The 21,415-nt window shown below is 39.5% G+C and carries 20 protein-coding genes; 18 read left to right on the top strand and 2 right to left on the bottom strand.

Going from position 1 to position 21,415, the window contains the following annotated elements:
• Positions 1–44 precede the first annotated feature (44 nt).
• The 14 genes from OCK74_RS12115 (at position 45) to OCK74_RS12050 (ending at position 12,891) form a co-directional block, all read left to right on the top strand.
• Positions 45–392 (top strand): DUF3024 domain-containing protein, encoded by a 348-nt coding sequence (locus tag OCK74_RS12115; RefSeq protein ID WP_279297309.1) that lies wholly within the window; start codon positions 45–47, stop codon positions 390–392.
• A 110-nt stretch (positions 393–502) separates the two neighbouring features.
• The gene (locus tag OCK74_RS12110) at positions 503–1,612 is read left to right on the top strand and encodes a PDDEXK nuclease domain-containing protein (protein WP_279297308.1); all 1,110 of its coding nucleotides are present in this window, start codon (positions 503–505) and stop codon (positions 1,610–1,612) included.
• 74 nt (positions 1,613–1,686) lie between these two features.
• Positions 1,687–2,058, top strand: coding sequence for a sensor histidine kinase (locus OCK74_RS12105; protein WP_279297307.1), 372 nt, complete (start codon positions 1,687–1,689; stop codon positions 2,056–2,058).
• Between the two features lie 27 nt (positions 2,059–2,085).
• Entirely contained in the window at positions 2,086–2,364 is a 279-nt protein-coding gene (locus tag OCK74_RS12100; protein WP_279297306.1) for a response regulator transcription factor, read from the top strand.
• 14 nt (positions 2,365–2,378) lie between these two features.
• Positions 2,379–2,672 carry a helix-turn-helix transcriptional regulator gene (locus OCK74_RS12095; RefSeq protein ID WP_279297305.1) on the top strand — a complete coding sequence of 98 codons (294 nt, stop codon included), beginning with the start codon at positions 2,379–2,381 and terminating at the stop codon, positions 2,670–2,672.
• A gap of 1,379 nt (positions 2,673–4,051) precedes the next feature.
• A complete protein-coding gene (locus OCK74_RS12090) occupies positions 4,052–4,306 on the top strand; it encodes a hypothetical protein (protein ID WP_279297304.1) in 255 nt (84 codons plus the stop codon).
• Positions 4,307–4,323: 17 nt separating this feature from the next.
• Complete coding sequence (locus tag OCK74_RS12085) at positions 4,324–4,608, top strand: hypothetical protein (protein WP_279297303.1); 285 nt, start codon at positions 4,324–4,326, stop codon at positions 4,606–4,608.
• Between the two features lie 264 nt (positions 4,609–4,872).
• The gene (locus OCK74_RS12080; protein ID WP_279297302.1) at positions 4,873–5,370 is read left to right on the top strand and encodes a hypothetical protein; all 498 of its coding nucleotides are present in this window, start codon (positions 4,873–4,875) and stop codon (positions 5,368–5,370) included.
• A gap of 195 nt (positions 5,371–5,565) precedes the next feature.
• Positions 5,566–7,140 (top strand): hypothetical protein, encoded by a 1,575-nt coding sequence (locus tag OCK74_RS12075; RefSeq protein WP_279297301.1) that lies wholly within the window; start codon positions 5,566–5,568, stop codon positions 7,138–7,140.
• Between the two features lie 5 nt (positions 7,141–7,145).
• Positions 7,146–7,877: an Ig-like domain-containing protein gene (locus tag OCK74_RS12070; RefSeq protein ID WP_279297300.1), complete on the top strand. Its 732-nt coding sequence runs from the start codon at positions 7,146–7,148 to the stop codon at positions 7,875–7,877.
• 5 nt (positions 7,878–7,882) lie between these two features.
• Positions 7,883–8,125 carry a hypothetical protein gene (locus OCK74_RS12065; RefSeq protein WP_279297299.1) on the top strand — a complete coding sequence of 81 codons (243 nt, stop codon included), beginning with the start codon at positions 7,883–7,885 and terminating at the stop codon, positions 8,123–8,125.
• A gap of 390 nt (positions 8,126–8,515) precedes the next feature.
• Positions 8,516–9,916: a Dyp-type peroxidase gene (locus OCK74_RS12060; protein WP_279297298.1), complete on the top strand. Its 1,401-nt coding sequence runs from the start codon at positions 8,516–8,518 to the stop codon at positions 9,914–9,916.
• Positions 9,917–9,941: 25 nt separating this feature from the next.
• A complete protein-coding gene (locus tag OCK74_RS12055; protein WP_279297297.1) occupies positions 9,942–11,834 on the top strand; it encodes a hypothetical protein in 1,893 nt (630 codons plus the stop codon).
• A complete protein-coding gene (locus OCK74_RS12050) occupies positions 11,827–12,891 on the top strand; it encodes a ferritin-like domain-containing protein (RefSeq protein WP_279297296.1) in 1,065 nt (354 codons plus the stop codon). Before OCK74_RS12055 ends, OCK74_RS12050 begins: the two co-directional genes overlap by 8 nt.
• Positions 12,892–13,274: 383 nt before the next feature.
• Here OCK74_RS12050 and OCK74_RS12045 read toward each other — a convergent pair whose 3' ends face one another.
• Positions 13,275–13,766, bottom strand: a complete 492-nt coding sequence (locus OCK74_RS12045) for a hypothetical protein (RefSeq protein ID WP_279297295.1) — start codon at positions 13,764–13,766, stop codon at positions 13,275–13,277.
• 521 nt (positions 13,767–14,287) lie between these two features.
• Positions 14,288–15,154, bottom strand: coding sequence for a hypothetical protein (locus OCK74_RS12040; RefSeq protein ID WP_279297294.1), 867 nt, complete (start codon positions 15,152–15,154; stop codon positions 14,288–14,290).
• Positions 15,155–15,549: 395 nt separating this feature from the next.
• On the opposite strand from OCK74_RS12040, the gene OCK74_RS12035 reads away from it, so the two are divergent.
• Genes OCK74_RS12035 through OCK74_RS12020 form a run of 4 tightly spaced genes read left to right on the top strand, consistent with a single transcriptional unit; the run spans position 15,550 to position 21,402 of the window.
• Entirely contained in the window at positions 15,550–16,653 is a 1,104-nt protein-coding gene (locus OCK74_RS12035) for a serine/threonine-protein kinase (protein ID WP_279297293.1), read from the top strand.
• Positions 16,654–16,706: 53 nt separating this feature from the next.
• Positions 16,707–17,036 (top strand): DUF805 domain-containing protein, encoded by a 330-nt coding sequence (locus OCK74_RS12030; protein ID WP_279297292.1) that lies wholly within the window; start codon positions 16,707–16,709, stop codon positions 17,034–17,036.
• Positions 17,037–17,079: 43 nt separating this feature from the next.
• Complete coding sequence (locus OCK74_RS12025; protein WP_279297291.1) at positions 17,080–19,305, top strand: hypothetical protein; 2,226 nt, start codon at positions 17,080–17,082, stop codon at positions 19,303–19,305.
• A gap of 54 nt (positions 19,306–19,359) precedes the next feature.
• Positions 19,360–21,402 (top strand): protein kinase domain-containing protein, encoded by a 2,043-nt coding sequence (locus OCK74_RS12020; protein ID WP_279297290.1) that lies wholly within the window; start codon positions 19,360–19,362, stop codon positions 21,400–21,402.
• Positions 21,403–21,415 lie beyond the last annotated feature (13 nt).

Here is a 21,415-nt window from a genome sequence, read left to right as displayed (position 1 = left end):
GTCTTGGCGTAACCAACTCCTAAGTTTGTACCACAAAAACACTCATGGCGTTCTCTCCAAACCAGGTAAAGGAGATCACTTCAATGATGGGTACACTCATGCAACAGATGCGTCCGCCGGAGCATATCAGGCATCAATTAGACCTGGGCTGGAAGGTAGAAAGGCAGTCAGTGTTCCTGTTTGAAATCCGTCCTCGATGGGATGATCCTTCCATAATTGAAAAATACGATTTTGCCAAAGCAACATGGGTGCAAAAGGAAAAGGAATGGCATGTGTACTGGATGCGAGCCAACGGCAAATGGGATCGGTACGCACCCCTGAAATCTGTAGTAAACCTGCAGCGTTTTATTATAGAGATCGAGAGAGATCTATATGGCTGCTTCCGCGGTTGAAGATTAATTACCTTCAAAATTCTATGCAGTAAAAGGGAAAAGCCTCTTAATTTTCAATAATCTTGTCAATGGGCAGCATGTCGCAACCCTCTTTAATTAAGAAATTCCATATGCAGCAAATAAACAACCTGGAACGCTTGGCCGGCCTGATTACGGAAACCAATCAGTATTTCCTTCATCAAGTTCAAAAGCAAGTGAACACGGCACTCACCTTACGAAATTGGCTGATTGGCTATCACATCTTTCAGTATGAACAGCAAGGAGAAGATCGCGCTCAATATGGAGAACAGCTCTTTAAAAAGCTTGCGCAGCAACTAAAGGACGCCAAAATCAAGGGGCTGTCCTTTACGAATCTATACCTCTGTCGGCAGTTCTACTTGGCTTATCCACAAATTCTTCAGTCAGCGGCTGAATATTTACAACCTTCCCAAAATCAACTGAATATAATTCTTCAGTCACCGACTGAAAAATCTGCCGGGTTACCACAAACACCTGGAAAACTGCTCTTGGAAAAGCTTTCCTTCACACATTTTGTAGAGCTTGTCAAATGCGAAGAACCCTTAAAACGGCTCTTTTATGAAACCCAGGCACTCAAAAATCAATGGTCTGTACGAGAGCTTCAACGGACTATGAATAGTATGCTCTATGAACGAACAGGGCTCAGTTCAGATAAGAAGGCAATAGTTAAAAGCTACAAAGTTGGATCGGAATCGCAAATCGACGATGTCTTACGAAGCCCTTACGTCTTAGAGTTTTTGGGATTGGAAGAAAAACCATCCTACTCTGAAGGCGATTTAGAGCAGGCCATCATAAATCATCTTCAAATTTTCCTTTTGGAGATGGGCAGGGGATTTTGTTTTGAAGCTAGACAAAAGCGAATCACTTTCGACAATACGCACTACCGGATCGACCTGGTATTTTATCATCGGGTCTTAAAATGCCATGTTCTGATTGATCTGAAATTGGGAGAATTCAGCCATGCAGACGCAGGACAGATGAACGTTTACCTGAATTATTACAAGGAAAACGAAATGGAGAAAGGAGATAATCCACCGGTAGGTATCATTCTGTGTGCCGGAAAGAATGAAGCTCTTGTAAAGTATGCTACCACTGGACTGCCGCAAAAAGTATTTGTTTCTAAATATTTGATCAATCTGCCCAGTGAAAAGGAGTTGGAAAAAATCATTCTGGAAGAGCAACAAAAGTCAGTTAGGTTTTAGGTTAAACTCTTTGATAAGGAGGCAAATTTGTTGGTGCTCTCATCTTCTGTGTTGGACACACAGAAGGATCTTTTGTGAGCTACAAAATCAACAATGATTGGCATCTCCTAGGTATTTCGATTGATCCGTACCAAGAAGAAAACGAACAATTGCAGGTCATGGATGAAAATGCAAACCGCCTGCTCGGCCTGGTCAACCAGTTGCTTGATTTCAGAAGGATCGAAAGTGATGCCTATGAGATCAAAAAAGAACAGGTAGACGTGGTTTCATTAGTACAGTCGGTTTATTCCCGGTTTTCTGCGCTTCCTTATCAGAAGGATATTGAATTTACATTGAGCACCAACATCAGTAAACTAGTATTGCAGGCCGATCCGGAAGTACTCAATAAAATATTAAGCAACCTGTTGATCAATGCATTCAAGTTTGCAAGGAATCATGTGCGGTAACCATATCCGAACTGGTCAGGAGGGAAGGTGCAGAGCAAAATATTTGCATCGGTGTGGAAGATGATGATGCCTGTGATGGATGGTATTGAGTTGTGTAAGGCAGTGAAAACAAACATTAATTACAGCCATATTCCATTGGTCTTACTGACCGCCAAGGGAAATAGGGAAGCGGAGATTGAAGGGGTAGAAGCCGGTGCAGATGCTTATATCCTGAAACCATTTAAATGGAAGCATTTGGCCGCTGTGGTGAAAAACCTGTTGGATTCCCGTGAAAGATTGATCCCCAGCTATCCGTGGAAGAGTTGAGTAAGGACATGACTATGAGCCGCTCCAACCTGTTGAAGAAGTTAACGTCCTTATCAGGCTATGGGCCCAATGAACTCATCAGGCTGGTACGGCTGAAGCATGCCGCCCGCTTATTAGTGACCAATGAACACATGATTGCGGAAATAGCCTATATGACTGGGTTTAATTCACCATCATATTTTTCAAAATGCTTTCAGCAGCAATTCAAATTAACGCCCAAGGAGTTTGCGGATAAGAATATCGTAAGCGCACGGGAGGATATTGAGGAGTTGATTAATAGGAATGGTTTTTCAAGTGGCGAATCCTAACGAGATTGTCGCAACAGTGATGCGACAATTAAAATTTATTTATTACCGTATTTCTACGCTTGTTTATTTCAAATAATGTATATATATTCACATATATGAAAATGTGATTACATTTTATTGCAACATTCTTAATGTAATCTTCTACACTAGAAAACTTCTCTTCTAATCCTACTACTCCCTGAATGCAATTATTCAAACTGTAATACTTAATATTGAGTATATGCAATATGTTGGTCATGCCTCTGAAGGTTAGAGTGAAATGCAAAAGGCAAGATTCTGTGTGTATGTATTTAATCAGGCTGTTATTAGGCGCTTTTTGGGGGTGTTATCAAAGCTTGTTTCCGTAGGTTGACGATATCATCAGCGGCGGGCTCGGTTACTTCGTAAGTGTGAACAACGTTGAGTTCTCCAGCCTGTAATCGGACATCAGTTATACCTAGAACGATGCGCGGTTTCTACTGATGTTAAAGATGATGCTGGAGTCCAACTAGAAGGTTCGCGAGCATGTGCTTTTCGGAACTGATTTTTATGTAGTAAGTAATATGATATCAGAGCGAGCATATAGTATCAATATAAGGGCATATTTGGGTGAAGAGTTGTTCAATTAGATAGCGATTGTGAATCCATATAATTTCCTAAGTAACAAGCTGTATAAAGTACGGGGGATGATCATATGAGAAAAAGGTTTTATGATTTTAATAAGAGATAATTTGTGTGCACTATAATAAATAATAAGGTTACGCCCATCAATAATCGAAAATGTGTAGGATTAAAAATAAAATAAAAAATATAAGTTTTTTTGAATGTTAAAATAATTGTATTTATTTTTAGGTAACACTTCTTTAATCCTTTTTTCCGCTCCCCTTGGAACTTTACATAATCCTTTAAAAACACTGGACATTAAATGTGTATATAAGACGTTTTCTTTTATAGAATAATACTCTTATGTCCTTACCTTCTGAAGCCTGAACTGTATTTTGGTTATAAAAACAAAACTTTCTTAGAAAGAAAATTTGCATATATCATTTGCTAGGTTTACATGGCATAGTTATGATTAACTATATGCTCTTGACTTTTTTTTATATTAATAATCCTATTCCATATGAATAGCTATTTGTATTGCATATCCTGAAAGTTATTGATTAGAACTTAAGTTAAACCATTTTTATGTTTCCAATGGTAATGGAAAATTAAAAGGGAAATAAATGATATTCTATGAGCACTAATTAACACACTTATTGTTTAAAATATATTTACTAATAATCAGTTTATAAATATCTTATGTAAGCGTTAATCCGGTTTTTATGCTATAGGAGCATATTCATATTATGTCTCCAGTAAGCTCATGCACTTTTCATAAAAACTTAAAACATAAAAAAATGGACGCTGAGCAACTTTATGCAACAATGAAACAAGACACCTCTAAAGTATGGTACACTTTAGAAGACATAAGTGAAATAACAAATGAGGATGTATTCAATATTGAGAAAGTTTTAAACAAGTCCGACTTGTTTGTAAGGTCGTCAATGTTATCAAAAAATGGCGAGCAATTATACACTACAAAAAATGATTTTAAAAAGAATGCCTCGTTTGCACAAAAAATTATCGGGGCGTTTAAAAACAGAATTGATTAAGTTAACAAGGATTACAAATGGAAAACTTTATTTTAGTACCAGCTATTTCTGGACTAGTTGCCCAGATTTTAAATTTATTAGAAGCACTAAAAGCTGATCCCGCAAGGCAACCAAACTTCAAGGACTGGATTTATTGGTTACCATATTTGATTGGACCAATCTTGGGTGGTTTTGCAGGATATTATTCTTTTCATGATAATCCGAACTCTTTTACTACAACACTTGGTGTTCAGGTAGGAATATCTGCTCCATTGTTATTAAGAGGATTAGCTGCAACAATTCCAACTCCTCAAAGGAATTAAACATTTAATGGCTATAATAGAAGTAAAACATCAGTTTTTATGGCGATTCCAGAACTTATTCCCAAAAAAGATAGCAACGCACTAGTATTGAAATTTTTGTTGAAGATGAAAAAGTGGCAATTATTGATAATATCAAGATAATTCATTAAGAAAAATAGTAGACACATGATGTTTCAAAGATTTTCTTTGTTCAGGCAATTGGAAAGATAAAAGGCACCATGCGTTCATTTGAATCTATTACTGCAATTATTGTAAACAAAAACTATGAAGAAGAGGTTTAGTCTTTTTATTATTACATTATTTATTCATTACTGCTCTCACTCCCAAATTACTCTGGGTTCTTTAACTAAGCAATCGATTAAGATCAATCAAGATATAACATTTACAGGGTCTGGTGGTACTATCACACTAAAAGACTTTTCAATAGAAACAACCGGTATTATCACCTTTACAGATACTACAATTAATCTTGACGGCGTAACGATTAAATGTGACTCTATTGTTAAGTTTTCGAATGCATCACCCACTGTCAATGTCACAAATGTAGTAGATATAAGCTGCAAAACTTTGACTTTCCCTGCTATTCTATTAAGGCTGAATGGCATTGATACCGTTGCTGCAAAAGGGGCTAAAACTGACGCTGCAAAAGCAACTAAAGAAAGTCCTGCGTTAACACTAAGGTTTAGTGCCCTTACTCCCTCGTCTTATAAAATATCATGTAATAAATCATTGTCTTATTCAATCATAAGAAAGGGCGAGTAAATAGAGAATGCAAAAGCTTGTATTAGAATTTACCTAATAGAACAAAGATAAAAGACCTATTGTGGTTTAGTAGGCCATCCATTATACTCTTGCGGCTTTTGACAGAATGCAAAATGCACATTGAAACAATTGAAATATTAGAGATCGCACCAATCATTGGTAAAAGTTTACCAGTTTAGTTTAAAACAGAAAGTGATGAAGGAAATTAATATTATATTGAAGTCAAACCTTTGTATAATTATTTTGCTGCTAAGAACAGGTGTTATGGCTCAATCATCATACCCATACGCTTTAGAAACAGTAACTTTTAACGTTGAAACGAAACGAGTTGATAAGGTGCCATTTGACAAGCCATTTAAGTTAGAAATAGAAAATCTAACTGTACAAGAAATTCAAAACATATTTATTTATGAAATGACCTACAACGGTAATGTAAGGTGCTTTGTAAGAAAACATCATGATATTAAAATTCCTGGAGATAGTGTAAAAAAAGAAGACAAAAAGATATGGTTCTTAATGCCTGCCTTGAAGCCTCAAAAACACTTTGATATAATAATAATAAGTAAAGAGACAGATCCTTATAATAAAACTATTGCATTAAATAAAGCAATTTTTAAAACACCAACAGATAGGACGGCTCTTGAAAATTTATTTAAAAAGCTAAAAAGTTCTTATGAGTTAGCAAGCTATTGCAATAAGCCTGCAAGCAGCGTGGTTCCAGGTACAGTCGATGACTATTTGGATTTGTATAATCAAGGGTTGGATAAGGTAATGAATTCAATAAATAAATTCGAAGGAATTCGCACAACGAACAATATTGATGAAACCAAGTTTGGGAAATTAATTGCATTATCTAAGCAATGTTGTAAAACAATTGATTCCGCTGCCTTTCTTAATTTTTATGACGTAACGACTAAAAATACTTCTATGGAACTTATCTATAGAGGTGTTACCCGATTATCAGACGTTGTAAAACAAGAGGCTGATATATTTGACCTTCAGAAGCGTATTGCAAATTTAGAAAGCTCCATATCGACACTTGGGGTAATAAAATTGCAAGTATCAACAGTTCTAAATGCAATGCAAGGTGGTGATAGAAGCATGCTGAATGATATTGATTTGTTAATTGGCGTACTAAAAGATAATAAGAAAGTTCTGTTTGATTTATATAATAGGGGAACTGCGGTACTTGATGGGCAATTTTATTTCAACAATAATCTAATATCAACAACAGTTGAAAAAGATTTACAAACGGAATCTAACAATCGGTTTCTACTTGATTTGGGATTTGCCAATTTAGGAGTTAAAGATAATAGAGACAAGTTTACTTATATTCCGAAGCTGGCCTACGGTGTAAATATTCTATTCAGACCAGTGGATAAAAACGTACCATTGAACTCTCTTACCGGATCTTTCAGATCTTTATTCAGAAAGGACATCATCATTGATAAAGACACTTTGGGTCTGCTTGCAAAAAAGTCAATTTGGCATTACTTGTCACTTTATGTTGGTTTCACGATAGGTGAAATAAAAGAACCTGAATTTGGTGATTTTTATAATAATACCTCTTTAATGGTTGGCCCAAGTATAAGACTTTATAGGGCTCTCAGATTTTCTTTTGGTCCTGCCTTTTTACGTAGAGTAAATGCTAGCCCCGTCAAATCACGCGAAGAAATTGCGGCAGGTATGTTTGCTACAGCTTCTGTGGATCTTGATTTACTAAAAGCAATAAATTCTATTATTAACCCATTAACTCCATCTCTAAAATAAGTAAAATGAAGAACATTAAATATCTTCTTATCATTCTACTGTTTATTTCCTGTAATAAAAAGGTCGAGTTACAAGATGTTTTTACAAGTTCTGAGGTCATAAATGCAATGTTACCAGCTGATGGATCTTCTACTACAGAAGTAAAAGTGGAGCTACCGGTTGACAGTGATCCCTCAAAAAGAGGTGTGGTTTTCTCAGCAAGTAATGGGAGTATTGTTGGCGCACAACAAGGAAAGTTAGTGGTTAAAGCAAATTTTGAAAATGGAAAACTTATCGCAAAAGCTACCTTCAAATCTTCTTTGAAGCCAGGAGATGCATCTGTTACAATTATCCCCGAACAACAAAGCGCTTATAAAGACTTTAATATTACTAAAAAAATTACTCTCCAACCCTCTTTACCGCATACTGTAAAACTAGAGTATAGTACACCGGCTATACGAAATAATTATCAGAGTGAAATATTCTTAAGAGCTATGGTTTATAATGATATGGGTAAGGGTGTATCAGAAGGTGTTGAAGTAAAATTTGATGAATATACTGAGCCGCTCACGCCTTTTTCTGGTAGGTACAGGTATAGCAATAAAGGAACAACCTCCGGCGATTCTTCTTCTGTCAGCACCTTTTTCAGTGTAGGAAATATTCCAGCTAACATTAATTTCTTTGTTAAGGCAGAAGTATTCGAAAATGGTAACCCAACGGGTAAAAGCGATGTTATTCAATTAACCGTTATAAATTAATATGTATGGGTAAAAAAAAAGTAATTAACGACGATCCACGTTTTGCAGCACTTCTAGATGCTGTGAAAAAGTTCCATGAAGATCAAAGCGACAATGAAGACAAATTACATGTTAAACAAATTGTAATGTCTCTTGCGCCGGAAGTAAATAATCCATGTAATGGAAAGACGTGTAGGAGTGGCTTTCATCCGGAAATATTTATTGACCCTAACACTGGAGATGTTAGTTGTCGTTGTGTAAAAAATTAGCAGCCCCTTTTGCTCAAAATGTAGTAATGTATAAAACATTTATATGTTCTGCTGTCGCCTTCAAGGTGTTTGAATGATTGATTTATGCCAAGCACTTTGCCATAAAGTATCATTAGCTGACTGAACGAAATGGGCAACCGCACATCACCCGCCAGTAATTCAAAGCTAATGGCTGAATAAGCCCATACCGAACTGGCGGAATTTACTCATGCTTCCATTTTGTTTTCAAGATCAGAAAATAAAAGGAAGGTGATGATAATGAATAATGAGATAAAGAATAAGAGGGAGAGAAGACGTTTCATGATTACCGTAATAACCTCGTTGTGAAAGAGGGGAATTCCGGAATTTACAATAAAAACGCATCAAAAACTTTAATGCCATTTTTTAACCATGATCAACTTATCCCAACCTATCGACCTTACGGATCCGGACGCCGAAGCATTTCTCCGCGGTATACAGGGTAATATCATCAAAGGCCATGGCCGTGATCACACCTCACATCTTATTTTAAAAATAATTGGTGAAATACCTGCCGCAAAGAAATGGATTGCTGATTTTTCCCAGAAATTCGTTACGTCTGCCGCTGCGTCAAATAGGATGACTATGAGCTGGAAAGCAGATGTCAATTCCGCTGGCGAACCTTTTTTCATGTTTCTGTTAACTGCCGAAGGGTATCGTAAGCTTGGCTTTACTGATCAGCAGATTCCTTCACCGATGAATATACCTTTTGGCGGTGTTCAATTTGATCCCTATTTCAAGCTGGGCATGAAAGTACAAACTGATAATTCTCTTCCCCGCAAGTTGCCAGACCCTCCCGTTGACCAATGGGAAACTCCATACCAGGATACCATTCATGCAATGGTGCTTTTGGCCGATGACAGCAAGGAAAGGCTGGAACATTCTATCACGGAGATTAGCAACTCTATCAAAGGGATTTTTCAAACGCTTACCATTGAACGTGGTGATGTACTTAGAAAGAAATTCCTCCGCGGCGAACTGGTGGTAGAGCATTTCGGTTTCCAGGACGGCATCAGTCAGCCATTAATGATACGACAGGACATTGATAAAGAAATTGCAAAAAGGGGTAATGCCCACTGGGACCCGTCTGCGCCGCTTTCATTGGTGCTGGTGGAAGAACCTGTGGCACCCGGCAATTATGGAAGTTTCATGGTATTCAGAAAATTGGAGCAAAATGTAAAAAGTTTCTGGGAGTCTGTTGAAGAACTGGCTGGTAAATTAGGCAAGCCTGTTGACGAATCCGCAGCGCTTGCGGTTGGACGTTCGCAAGATGGCATTCCACTGCTGCCAACAGCGGTGATTGTAGACGGTACTGACGCTAATGATTTTCATTACGATCAGGATGACAAAGCATTGTTGTGTCCTTTTCATGCACATATCAGAAAAACAAATCCACGCGGTGATGTGCCGAGGAACTTACCTGCTCCTGCGGAATTTGAACGTTTCAGGAGAGTTGTCAGAAGAGGAATTACTTACGGATACCGGCCGGATATTGGCCTGCCTTCAGGCGGTTCAAGGCCCGAAAAAGAAGTCGGCTTATTGTTCATGTGTTTTCAATCGAACCTCGATCAATTTGTTATCCAGCAGGAAGGTTCAGACGAAAAAGATTTTGTAGTTGAAGGAGTGGGGCCTGATGCAACGATTGGACAAAGTTCTGCACCGGTTCCGCAAACTTGGCCGGGAAATGTGAAGCATACCATGGCCAATTTTGTAAAGCTGAAAGGCGGTGAATATTTTTTTTCGCCCAGCATTAGTTTTTTGACAGGCTTATAAACATCATCATTAAAACCTATAAGCTATGAGTTATCTAAATACATTAAGATTTCACTTTGCAGGAGATTTCTTTTCCAATCCTTCAACAGTGAACAATGACCCTGCCCATTATGAAAACGCACTTTTTGATCGTAGTACTTTGTGGAAACGGCAGGACGCAACAGGTATGAATGGTTGGTGGAATCCCGAAGGTGCGCATGCATTCAGGTTCCAGAATGTGAAAACTACGGCAGCTTTTCATACAGATGGCACTCCTGTGCAACCTGCTTCAGATGCTGTACTCAGCCTGAATGTAGAATCAAGGATTCGAAATTCCGCAAAGATGGTAGACCTTGACCCCGATCAGCAATTGGTATCAATGATCTTTGGTCTCCGAATCAGCCTAACAAATGATGATGGGGATGAATTACTTGCAGGCATTATGGATCCAGCGCCGTTTACTGAAATATGGCAACGGGGCAACACGGGTGCTGGAGATGAGCGCGCCAGCGCAGCTTATCAATCAACAGTGAACGTTACAAGTTGGGGCGACCTGAGTTCATCGCTTTTCCTGCAGCAATTAAAGGCTGCATCGTCGGATGTTTTGTCTATCAAGTTCAATGTGGATGGATATGTTATGTCGTTTGACTCTCCCCGCTTTGCAACAGGAAGAGTAGTTGGTTCTATTGGCACTGCCTCGGCTGCTGAACCGAAACATTTTATTGCAGGCCGGCATTTTGAAACCGCTGCAAGGCCAAACGATATTATTTTCCCCGGCTTTAGGCCTGTAAATGGGATTAACTATTGTGTTGGCATTCATGATATTACAAGAAATAAATTCCGTTTGGACCTTGGGAATGCTTTGCCAGTGACTCCTTCCAAAGGTCCTATAAATACTGCTATTCTTGGACAATTGTTCCTTGGCTGCAAGATGGCGGATGGCACCGTGAAGGAAATTGATGAAATACCTTATGCAGGAGGCAACTGGTATGAAACCTCTGCCGGTATTGTTGAAGTGCCTGCAAACCGAACATTAACAGCAAATGAAAATTCGCTCATCAACAGTTCTGTTGTTTGTATTCTATCACAAACCGCGGAAGGAAAGAAGATAATCACTGAAGAAGCTAATGGCAGTGCATACGTACGGGCAGATATGTTTGTTGCCCGGATGAACCCCGGTGATGCAACTGAAATAAAATTTTTTGCAACGCAGTTTGGTAAACCCCTACCCAAAGCACGTATTTCATTTGCATTTAGTATTCCCAGACACATAGTGGTAGCGGATTTTCCTTCGGGCGGATTGAATTTTCCATCTTCCATTCAAACCGATGCAGCGGGGCTTGCAACTTTACGTCTTCAGGCCATTGATCCAGGCAATGCACGTATTTACTATACTGAAACATTTCCACGGGAGCATATTGATGGGCAGGTTTATCGCATCAATTATGGATTGATTGGCAGAAGAACTCCCAATATTTCAGACTTCTTAAGTGTGTTGGTGTGGAATACATTCACTCCTGATAATCCTATTACATGGCACGGGTCAATGAAGGATGTGATGACGCAGTTTGGGGACATGTATCCCATTATGGCAAACGATCAAAACATTAGCCTTGATTTGGCAGATTACGAGCAAATATCACAGCAACGGTTAAAAATATTGCATGTGGTGAAACTGACCGTGGAAGATCCGATGTACATGCCTGTTACACGGGATTTGTCAAGGACCAGGCAGGAAGCATTGATAAAATGGCTGGAGAATGTTGGCGCAGATGGAAAACCATTACTGGGCACACCGCCTGTTGTTCCTCATTACATAGCAACAAATATCCCATTGACACATTTTTCGCCTGCATCCGATCCCGGAAGTAAAACAATTTTCGGTGAGAAAATGCAGAAGAATTCAGTTAATAAAATAAACCTAGAGTCCAATGATTAAGATAAGCCGGGAAATATTTGCGCTCACGGAAACAGGCGACATAGAAGATCTGAAGAAAGCATTGCAGCATGCCATTGAACTAGAGCATTCCACCATACCGCCTTACCTGTATGCTATGTACTCATTATCTGGTTCTGGCAGTGTGGCAAACCAAAAAATCGCGGCTACTATTATGGACATTGCACTGGAAGAAATGTTGCACATGCTGCTGGTCGGCAATATTCTTAAAGCAATAGGAAGCAGTCCGCAGGTTTTCTCTGAAAATTTTGTTCCCAACTATCCCAGTTCCTTGCCTGGCTCTGTTGGAAGTGTGGTGGTACCACTGAAACCTTTCTCACGTCAGGTCGTTAAAGACATTTTTATGGAGATTGAAGCTCCTGAGAACCCATTGAACTTTGAGATCAAGGAAATTGCGTTTACTCTGGAACCGCCCAAAACCATAGGTGAATTTTATGGCCGCATCAAAAAAGTATTCGAAGAGCAGGGCGACGCTATTATCACAGATACTACTGGCGATACGCAGCCAACAAGCAGTTTTCCTGTAAACATGCGTATCACTTCTGCACAAAAAGCAATAGACGCTATCAATGTTATAGTTGAACAAGGTGAAGGAACTTCCACCACCCCGTTGTTTCCTGATGGGGATGCCAGCCCGGACAATGACCATCTTGCGCATTTTTACCGGTTTGCTGAACTGGTATATGGAAAGATTAAAAAAAATCCTGCACCCAAACCTGGAGATCCACCGGAGAAGCAATTTATTTACGATTCAGCAGATCCTGTTTCCTTTGATGAGCAGCAAGTAATACTACTGCCCGATAATCCAAAAAGCGCTCAATATGCCGAAGGCAGTGATGCCCGTGCGCTTTCTGACGAGTTCAACCGCACTTATACAAGAATACTTAAGTTTATTCACCAGGCATTTAATACCAATCCTAACCGTTTGGACAATGCGGTGAACCTGATGCCGATGCTGTCTGATACAGTGGCCAGGCTGATGAAAATCGATTTGGGCAATGGAAAAAAGGCTGCTCCTACATTTGAATTTTTACCGTAAGATTTATTGAATGCAGGATTTACAACTAACTTCTTTTATGAAAATTACTTTCAGTTCATTATTGCTGCTGATTTGCACTGTAACCGTTCATGCTCAATATTCATCCATTAAAGGATCTGCATAATCAAATGGGAAACCAGCCTAGGGTGTGTCCATTCGTTTGCTAAATACAAACCTGTTTGCAATTACTGATTACGTATTGCAGTTGTTATAGGGATAATATCACGTTTAGAAAGCGGAGCTCCAGCGAGAGCAAAGTAATTCAAAGCATTATGCCTACAATACTTTCACGCCAGAAGAAAGGCTGGTAGCTTTAACATGTTATACTACCTTCCAATGAATGTTGTATTAAGACAGCTGATTTTTGTAAACAACCCCAAATATTATAAATTATATGGGACTATACTTGAACTATCTCGTAAACTTACAGAGACCAAACTAGCGCCAGCATTTAAAATGGAATTTGTAAATAGAGTGGCATATTTTTTATCAATTAATCCTCCTGATAAAGAGAAACTTAGATAAGAAATTCTACCTGATTCCATCATCAATTTCTCTTCGAAAGATTTGTTATCCTCGTAAGCCTTTTTACCAGGTTGAATCGGAAAATTTGCTTTTAACGTAAAGGCGGCATTGATAGGATCTAGAGAAGCATAGGTGGCTACTTCACCAGAACTCGGATTGGAGGATACAAGGATGCTAAATGTTCGGTTTAGTACTTTATTTAATTCATATTGTGTAAGAGGTCGCCGGATGGTAGATGTGTCCTCTCGCCGTCCGGTCACATCCCCTTCTCTAACGATCGTATCATGAACTATGTACTGAGCACTAGTAAATAAAGGCAGGCAAAGTAACACTGCGATAATTTTCTTCATGATGTAATAGGAGTTAAAAAGGCGAAGGCTTTTCGAGGGCGGAATTCACAAAACTCAAAAATACTTAGTATTTATTAAATTACTGCTACTATAAAATTATAAATTTTATAGATTCCTGTTCCTTACGAAAATGTATATGCTCTTTTCCTGTTATTGTTTTGGAAAACTTTGTAATAAAATGTGTGCATTACTCCATTTTGGGTTTGTGTTTGCTTATTTTAATAGAAGTAATTACCTGTGATAATGGCATTTTGATATTAATTTTAGAAATAGTTCGATTTTTACCTGTGTAGATCTTTATCATAAACCCAGAATACAGCAGCTATTATAGATCACTTGCTCGGCAAAACAGACAGAGAATTGTATTTATCTGAACTGGTGAAAGAGAAGTATATGATTATTATATTTATAAATTAGAATTCCTTGTGATTAGCTAATACTATTACAAGATAAACTAAACAACAACGTTGATTCCACTGAAATGCTTAGCGCCTTTAATGAAAAGAGTTTATAGGTTAGGTTTAATTTGGTTTGTTTTTCCCAGTATCAGATGATCCCATATCTACTGAAAAGATAGAGAAGCCTATACCAACTCCTACCCATGGTTTGCTATCATAGCCCCAGTGCCTTCCCATTACTCCAGGTACTTTATCCCAGCCAAGTAGTAGTCCTATATTAAAGCTGTCCTGTTGAAATACTACACCGCTGGCAAATGTAAATGCCCCGGTAGAACTTCCTTTTTCTACAAATCCTTTGGTACTTAAACTATCTACCTGAACGTTTGAAATACTTGTATTGATGAGAAAGTTGAGACTGCGGTTTTTGCGACTGTTGAAACTGTATTTTAAACCAGTACATATACCTATATTGAACTTTTCTTCATAATTGAAGAAGCGGCCTTTATCTTCATTGCCTTTTCGTAATTTAATTGGGATTGTCATCACGCCGAAAGTAAAATCCCACCCTTTTGCATAATAAGGATCTACTTTTGCATTGAAATCATCCAAATCAATTGAGTAAAATTTTTCATCATCTTTTGGGCTGGCATAGTTTGGCCTGTTTATTTGTTGATTGAAGCTTTCTATTCTTTGATAAATGTTGTTAACGCTATCTAATTTAGTCCCCGAAAGATTCTGATTCGTAAAAGGCGAGTTTTTAGTTGTCCACTGCTTCAGGATTAATTTGTTATCTTTTATATCGACTACTCTAAATTTCCAGCCTGTGGGGAAAATTACTTTTCTGCCATCTTCTTTTTCTTTCACATAATCGTAAAATGTTACCACCATATCGGCACTTGTAATAAAGTTCCTTTTGATCAGGTTATTATCCTGAGCCTTGATTGCAATGGTTGCAGTTGCCATCGCAAGGGAGAATACAACTTTTTTCATAACTGTAATTTGATTTAGGGGTGATAAATGAAATGGTGGAATTACCAGACTGTGGAAAAATGGCAGTTGTTGATCACTGACAAAGTACTCGCTTATAAACAGCGATACGTACGGGAAATTTCCCGTTTTCAAGAGACCCTTTTCCCGTTGTTTCCACTTTCTTAGTCATTGAACTTTGGGTTGTCAATTGCAGGTTCGATAGCAAAGGTTCTATTAGAAATTCCTACTGTTATATTCCGCCAGGCTTAGAAAATGATCAATTTTAAAATCTGACACTCTCTTAATTAATACAATTCCCTTTGAAGATCTACAATCCAGCTGATATAGTGAAAACAGCATTGTATCCGACGTTAATCCGACCATAGTATTTATCTATAAGCTAAAACAGGTACATCATGGAGTTCCGAGAACGATATCAATACAATACGAAAACAGACTTTATTGCTAAGGGAGGGTTTTCCAGGGTATATAAGGCTTATGATAAGAAGCTGGGACTTACGGTAGCCCTTAAGGTCTATTCACTAGGATTACCGGGTAAGTATGACCTAACAACAGAAATTAGACATATGATCCTGTTAAGCCATCCCAACATATGCCGGTATTTTGATGGAGAAGTACTCAAAACCGTAACTGCTTTGGGCGAAGAGGAGATCCTGCAGATCGGAGTGATGGAGTACCTGGATGGAGGTACAATCAAATCTTACGTGAAATCTCATCCCGAGCATTTATCCAGGCTCCTGAAAGATGTTTTAAGAGGGTTGACCTATCTGCATCAGAACGGGATCGTTCACCGTGATCTGAATCCACCGAATATTCTGATCGCACATACAGCTTCTGGTCCTATAGCCAAGATCACCGATTTTAATATTAGTAAAGTCATAGATGAAACGGCACCTTTATCTACCCAAATATTGGGCAAGGTCGAATATATGGCTCCGGAGCAGTTTGCTCCCGAAGTGTATGGGATCAACAAGAAGATCAGTTTTAATCTTGACCTCTGGAGCTTTGGATGTGTTATTTATGAACTGCTCAAAGGAGAACCCCTATTTGGATCAGCAGATCAGCAGTTAAGTACACAGCAGGTAGTCAATAATATTTTAACAGGAATCAGTACAGAAAGACTGAATCAGTTGCAGGAGCCCTTTAGATCAGTAGTTAAACGATGTATTGTTAGAGATGCTCGTTCAAGAGCTCAATCTGCGGAAGAGTTGATAGAAATACTTGATAGAGATAGAGATGCTAAGCATATCACTCCAAATCCTCCAATGATTGATCCTATACAGCCAAAAAATAATTATGGTGTTTGGAAGTTTTTGGTGATCGCTCTTGTGTTACCACTATTGATTGCTTTCCTAGTACTGATGGGCAGCGGCAGCAGCCAGACGGATGATACGGGAAATGAGAACTATAACAATACAACATATGATGATCAACAGGCCGCAATCACAGATACTACTGTTACAATTAATTCAACAGACACTCTTGAAGAGTGGCCATGAAATGAAAAGCTTTATGCTTTCCTAATACTTAATCACCACTAAATAACACAATTATGTTTAAAAGCCCTTTTTCCTTCGACGGTCGTATCAGAAGAACCGAGTACGGACTCTCCGTCATCCTCTATTCCTTCATTACCATTGTTCTTGCAATAATGTCTTCGGCTCCGGGAATCTATTATCTCCTTATACTCCCCGGACTGATCTTCTTTTGGGCACAGGGAGCCAAAAGATGCCATGACCTGGGCAATAGCGGATGGTATCAATTGATCCCCTTTTATGGACTTTGGATGTTGTTTGCAGAAGGCGATAAAGGAAATAACCGATTTGGTCCTGATCCTAAAGATCCTTTCAGTAATAAGGAAAACCGCATGATCGTCCGTTAAATCCATATGATATCAAATTTAATGACCCTTAAACTAAGTACAAATGCCAAATACAAATGATCCTATTCATGCTATCATTGATAACCTGACACCCGAACAGGCAAGATCTTTATATAGTGAATTGAAAGTCGCGCAGCGAGTTGCCCAAGGCACTTCGGATCATATCATCCAAAGCCTTGAAGAACGTTCAAAATATATCAGCTCCGTTATAGATGGTAATAATAGTACCGCATCTGAAATCAATGCGATCCGTGATGAAGGTATCAATGATGTTAATATCGCAACAGCCTTATCCGGAGCTAAAATATTGAAAGGCGCTGCAGATACTTTTATGGGAAGCGCTTCTTTGGTTTCAGGACCACTGGGCGAAGCATACAACAAAGTTTACTCTACCGCAACGTCCATTATGGAAGCGCATCAGAATATAATGGATGGCCAGGTTGGTAGTGGGGTAGCTGGTCTTACCAAGAGTGCAGGCGAATTTGGAGAAAGCGATCAATTCAAGCAACTCAAGATTTTGGGAGCAGCAGCTTCCTGGTCGGATGTACATGATAAAAATGATGTTTACGGACAAATCAGGTCAAGTCTTGAAGCTGCTGGCAGCGTGGCTAGCGTGTTCAATGAAGGAGCTGGAAACATTGCCGGCGCATTTGTTCAAGGGGCGGATGGTATGCATACCATGCAGGAAGGTGTTGAAACTGTAAAAGAAGCACTTGACTGGCAGCTAGAACAAAAGGAAAGTATCAACAGTCAGGCGGAACATGCACAGCAAATGATTGAAGCCGCCAATGAACGACTCAATGTTATCAGGAATGATGTTGACTCCCTGAAAGAAAAGATGTTGATCGGACGTAATCCTGAAACAGACAATGTGCTGAAGTTGATGGAGCAGCGATTTCCTGAAATTTCAAACGATATTGATGAAGACCATATCATCTCAAAAGCGCAGGAATACAGGAACATACTTCCCCAGTATATTTCTCCATCAGATAAAGACCCTGTCCAAACTGATTTACAGGAATACAATTTGCAGCAAGAAATGCCCATTGATACACCGGAGCATTTTGAGCCTTTAGGATCATTTAATGAATTGATTCCTACACTTCCACCATCCGGGTCAGAGCAAGACCTTGAAGATGATTCCTCACAAGACACTTCATTGAATACTTTACTGCAGCCTGAATCTGATCTGGCTGAAAATGTCCCTCCAGTCAATGTTCAGGAGCCTGGTTTCAATGATTGGGAGAATGAGACATCCCTTGGCAATTCAGACCAGGCTCAAGCCTGGGAGCAGGAAAATTCAGGATCAGGCAGTCAGGACTTTAGCAGCATCACTGAATATGCAACAGGTACTTCGTATTCTCCAGATCTGGTTTCTCCGGAAGAGGAACTCCCTGGCTCGGAAGAGATACCTGATCTTCCACAGGAATTTTCCGCCAGTGGACCAGAGACTGGTTATCAAGAAAATATCGAAGACAGCACCGCCTTTCCGTCCTATTCTCCAGGTGTAGATCTATACCCTGGCACTATAACAGCTGACCCGGGTTTTGAAAATCAGGCCAGTGGAACAGATGGTACAAGCATTACAGAATACCAGCCATCTGAAGAAGAGAACATGGATGATACGCCCCTTGAAAGCGGAGGTTTTACTTCAAGCTCTGAAGAACTATTAGAATCATCAGCCTATCCGTCTTTGGAGGATAACACATCCAACTATGATTTCAATACCGAAACGGCGGGAGAACTTTCAGAAGGCAGTTATAATCCGGAAGATTCAGCCAATGAGTCAAACACAACCTGGGGCGTTAATATCCAGCCTGATAATTCATTTGATGGGACCGGACCCGAAACAACCTATGACGGTACCGGCCATTCAGATGAATATGATGGCACAGGATCTTCTACAACTTATGATGGTACGGCCCCGGAAAGTACTTATGACGGAACTGGGCCGGAAACCACCTATGATGGTTTAGGATATTCTGAATATTCAGAGCCAGAAGCGAGTGACGGGTCTGAATACTCTACGGGCAGTGAATCCTACGGTGCCGATACATATAGCGCTCCTGAAGAAAGTAGTTCAGAAACTTACAGCGCTCCAGAAGAAAGCAGTGGATATGAAACGAATGTTCCTGAATATGATGCCGGAAGTATAGATAGCTCTTCGAACAGTGGAGGCTACGAATTTACAGACACCGGCAGTTCTTATGAATCAACGGATAGCTTCAGCTCTTCTGATTCAGAGGGCACCAGTGGTGAGGCCATTTAAGTAGCCTGTGAGGCATGATGGAAACCAATCAAGTTCAAATCAAAATTTTCGTTTATGGAGTTTCGAGACCGATATCAGTTTGACACAAAAACTGATTTTATTGCTAAAGGCGGATTTGCCAAAGTGTATAAAGCCTATGACACGATGATGGATCGTACTGTGGCTTTAAAGGTGTACTCCCACGAGGTGTCGAGCAAGTACGACCTGATTGCCGACATGAAAAGAGGCAGCAAACTGGACCATCCCAACCTTTGCCGGTATTATGATGTGGCTGTATTCAAAAAAGAAACAGCTTTTGGAGAAGAAGAAACACAACAAGTAGGTGTCATGGAGTACTTAGATGGCGGCAACATCAAGGATTACCACAAAGCGCATCCGGAACACTTACTGAAGCTGCTGATCGATGTCCTCCAAGGGCTCACTTACTTGCATGAACATGAATTGATACACCGGGATATCAAACCGCAAAACATACTGATCAAAAATACTTCCAGAGGGCCAGTTGCCAAAATCACTGACTTTGGAATCAGTAAAGTTGCGGATTCTTCTGCCACAACAAAGTCCTCCAGCCTTTTAGGCTCTATAGAGTACATGGCGCCCGAGCAATTCAATCCCCATAAGTACGGTATTAATGGAAAGATCAGCTACAATCTTGACCTCTGGAGCTTTGGATGTTTAACTTACGAGTTATTGAAAGGAGTTTCAATTTTTGGAGACAAGTTAGCTGAACTCAGCACCGAACAGATGTTGATCAAAATGCTGGATGACATTGATTTGTCCCGTATCAATTCATTACCTGAACCGTTTCATGCAATCAGCAAATGCTTGGTAAAGGATGCGAATCAGAGAATCAGCAAAGCAGATGATCTTATTGAATACTTTAGCAACTACCTGCTGGAGAATAAAGTAGACATGACGCCCACACCGGAGCAAGATGCAACAGTTGTAATGGAGTCGTCTAAAGAAAAGGAAGATAATGCTCATCTTGAGACTGTAGCTTTAGACACTGGTGATGGTTATGCTTCTGATTCAAATCATGGTAAAGACCTTGGAACGCGTTCGGAGGAAGGCTCTCATGCTGGAAATAAGAAACGGTCTCGCAGGACTTCAATGATCCTTGCCCCTGCCATTGGTCTCCCCGTTATCTTTCTAGTGGCTTTGTTATACTATTACCCGCAGTCACATCCTGAGATCAGTGAAGTGCCTGCTGATGGTAGTAATGCAAAGGTGACAACGACTGATGATTCAACAAAAAAATCTGCTTCTATATCATCTATCGATACTTCAGATTTTTCGTTAGGCCCTTCAAAAAACAAGAATAATAAATTGAAAACGGTTTCAACTCATACGGCTTCATCTGATATGCAGTACCTGTATGGCCTGTACGATCATGCGGGGGATGAATACAACTATTATGGAGAGGTCAAAAATGGCAAGCCGCACGGTTATGGTATTGCAAAGTACACAAAAGGAGACGTTTATGAAGGTTACTATAAGAACGGCAAAATGAGTGGTGAGGGAACATACACTTGGGAAAATGGCAGCCAGTATATTGGACAAAGAAAAAACGACAAACGCGATGGCTATGGCACCTTCATTTATGAAGATGGATCTAAATATGCAGGAGAATGGAAAAATGGTGTTCAAAGTGGAGAAGGAAAAATTTATGATAGTGACGGAAATCTTCTTTATGAAGGAAGATTTGAAAATGGGAAGATGGTTGATGATTTGGTAGATGAAGATGATGATAAAGATCTTACAACATCAAGGAACGGGTATTATGTAGTACAATATGAAGATGGGCTATACGAAGGCAACTTTACCGATGGTCAGATGGATGGCCAGGGGACCTTCACCTGGTCCAATGGGGACAAATATACTGGTACATGGAAAGAAGGGTTGATGCATGGATATGGAACCTATTCTGCTGCAGAAGACCGGCAAATTAAGAACTGTCCTGATTGTTCGGTATATAAAGGGTATTATGTGGATGGTCAGAAAAGCGGTTTTGGCAGATGCTATGATAAAAATGGCCATTTACTTTATGAAGGTCAGTTTAAAGATGGGATGCCAACAGACAATTATCCCAATCAATAAATAGAAAGACTAC

Source organism: Paraflavisolibacter caeni (assembly GCF_025628885.1).
Classification (GTDB): Bacteria; Bacteroidota; Bacteroidia; order Chitinophagales; family Chitinophagaceae; genus Flavisolibacter; species Flavisolibacter caeni.
Note: the sequence above shows the minus strand (reverse complement) of the source record. Positions and strands in the feature narration are given on the sequence as shown.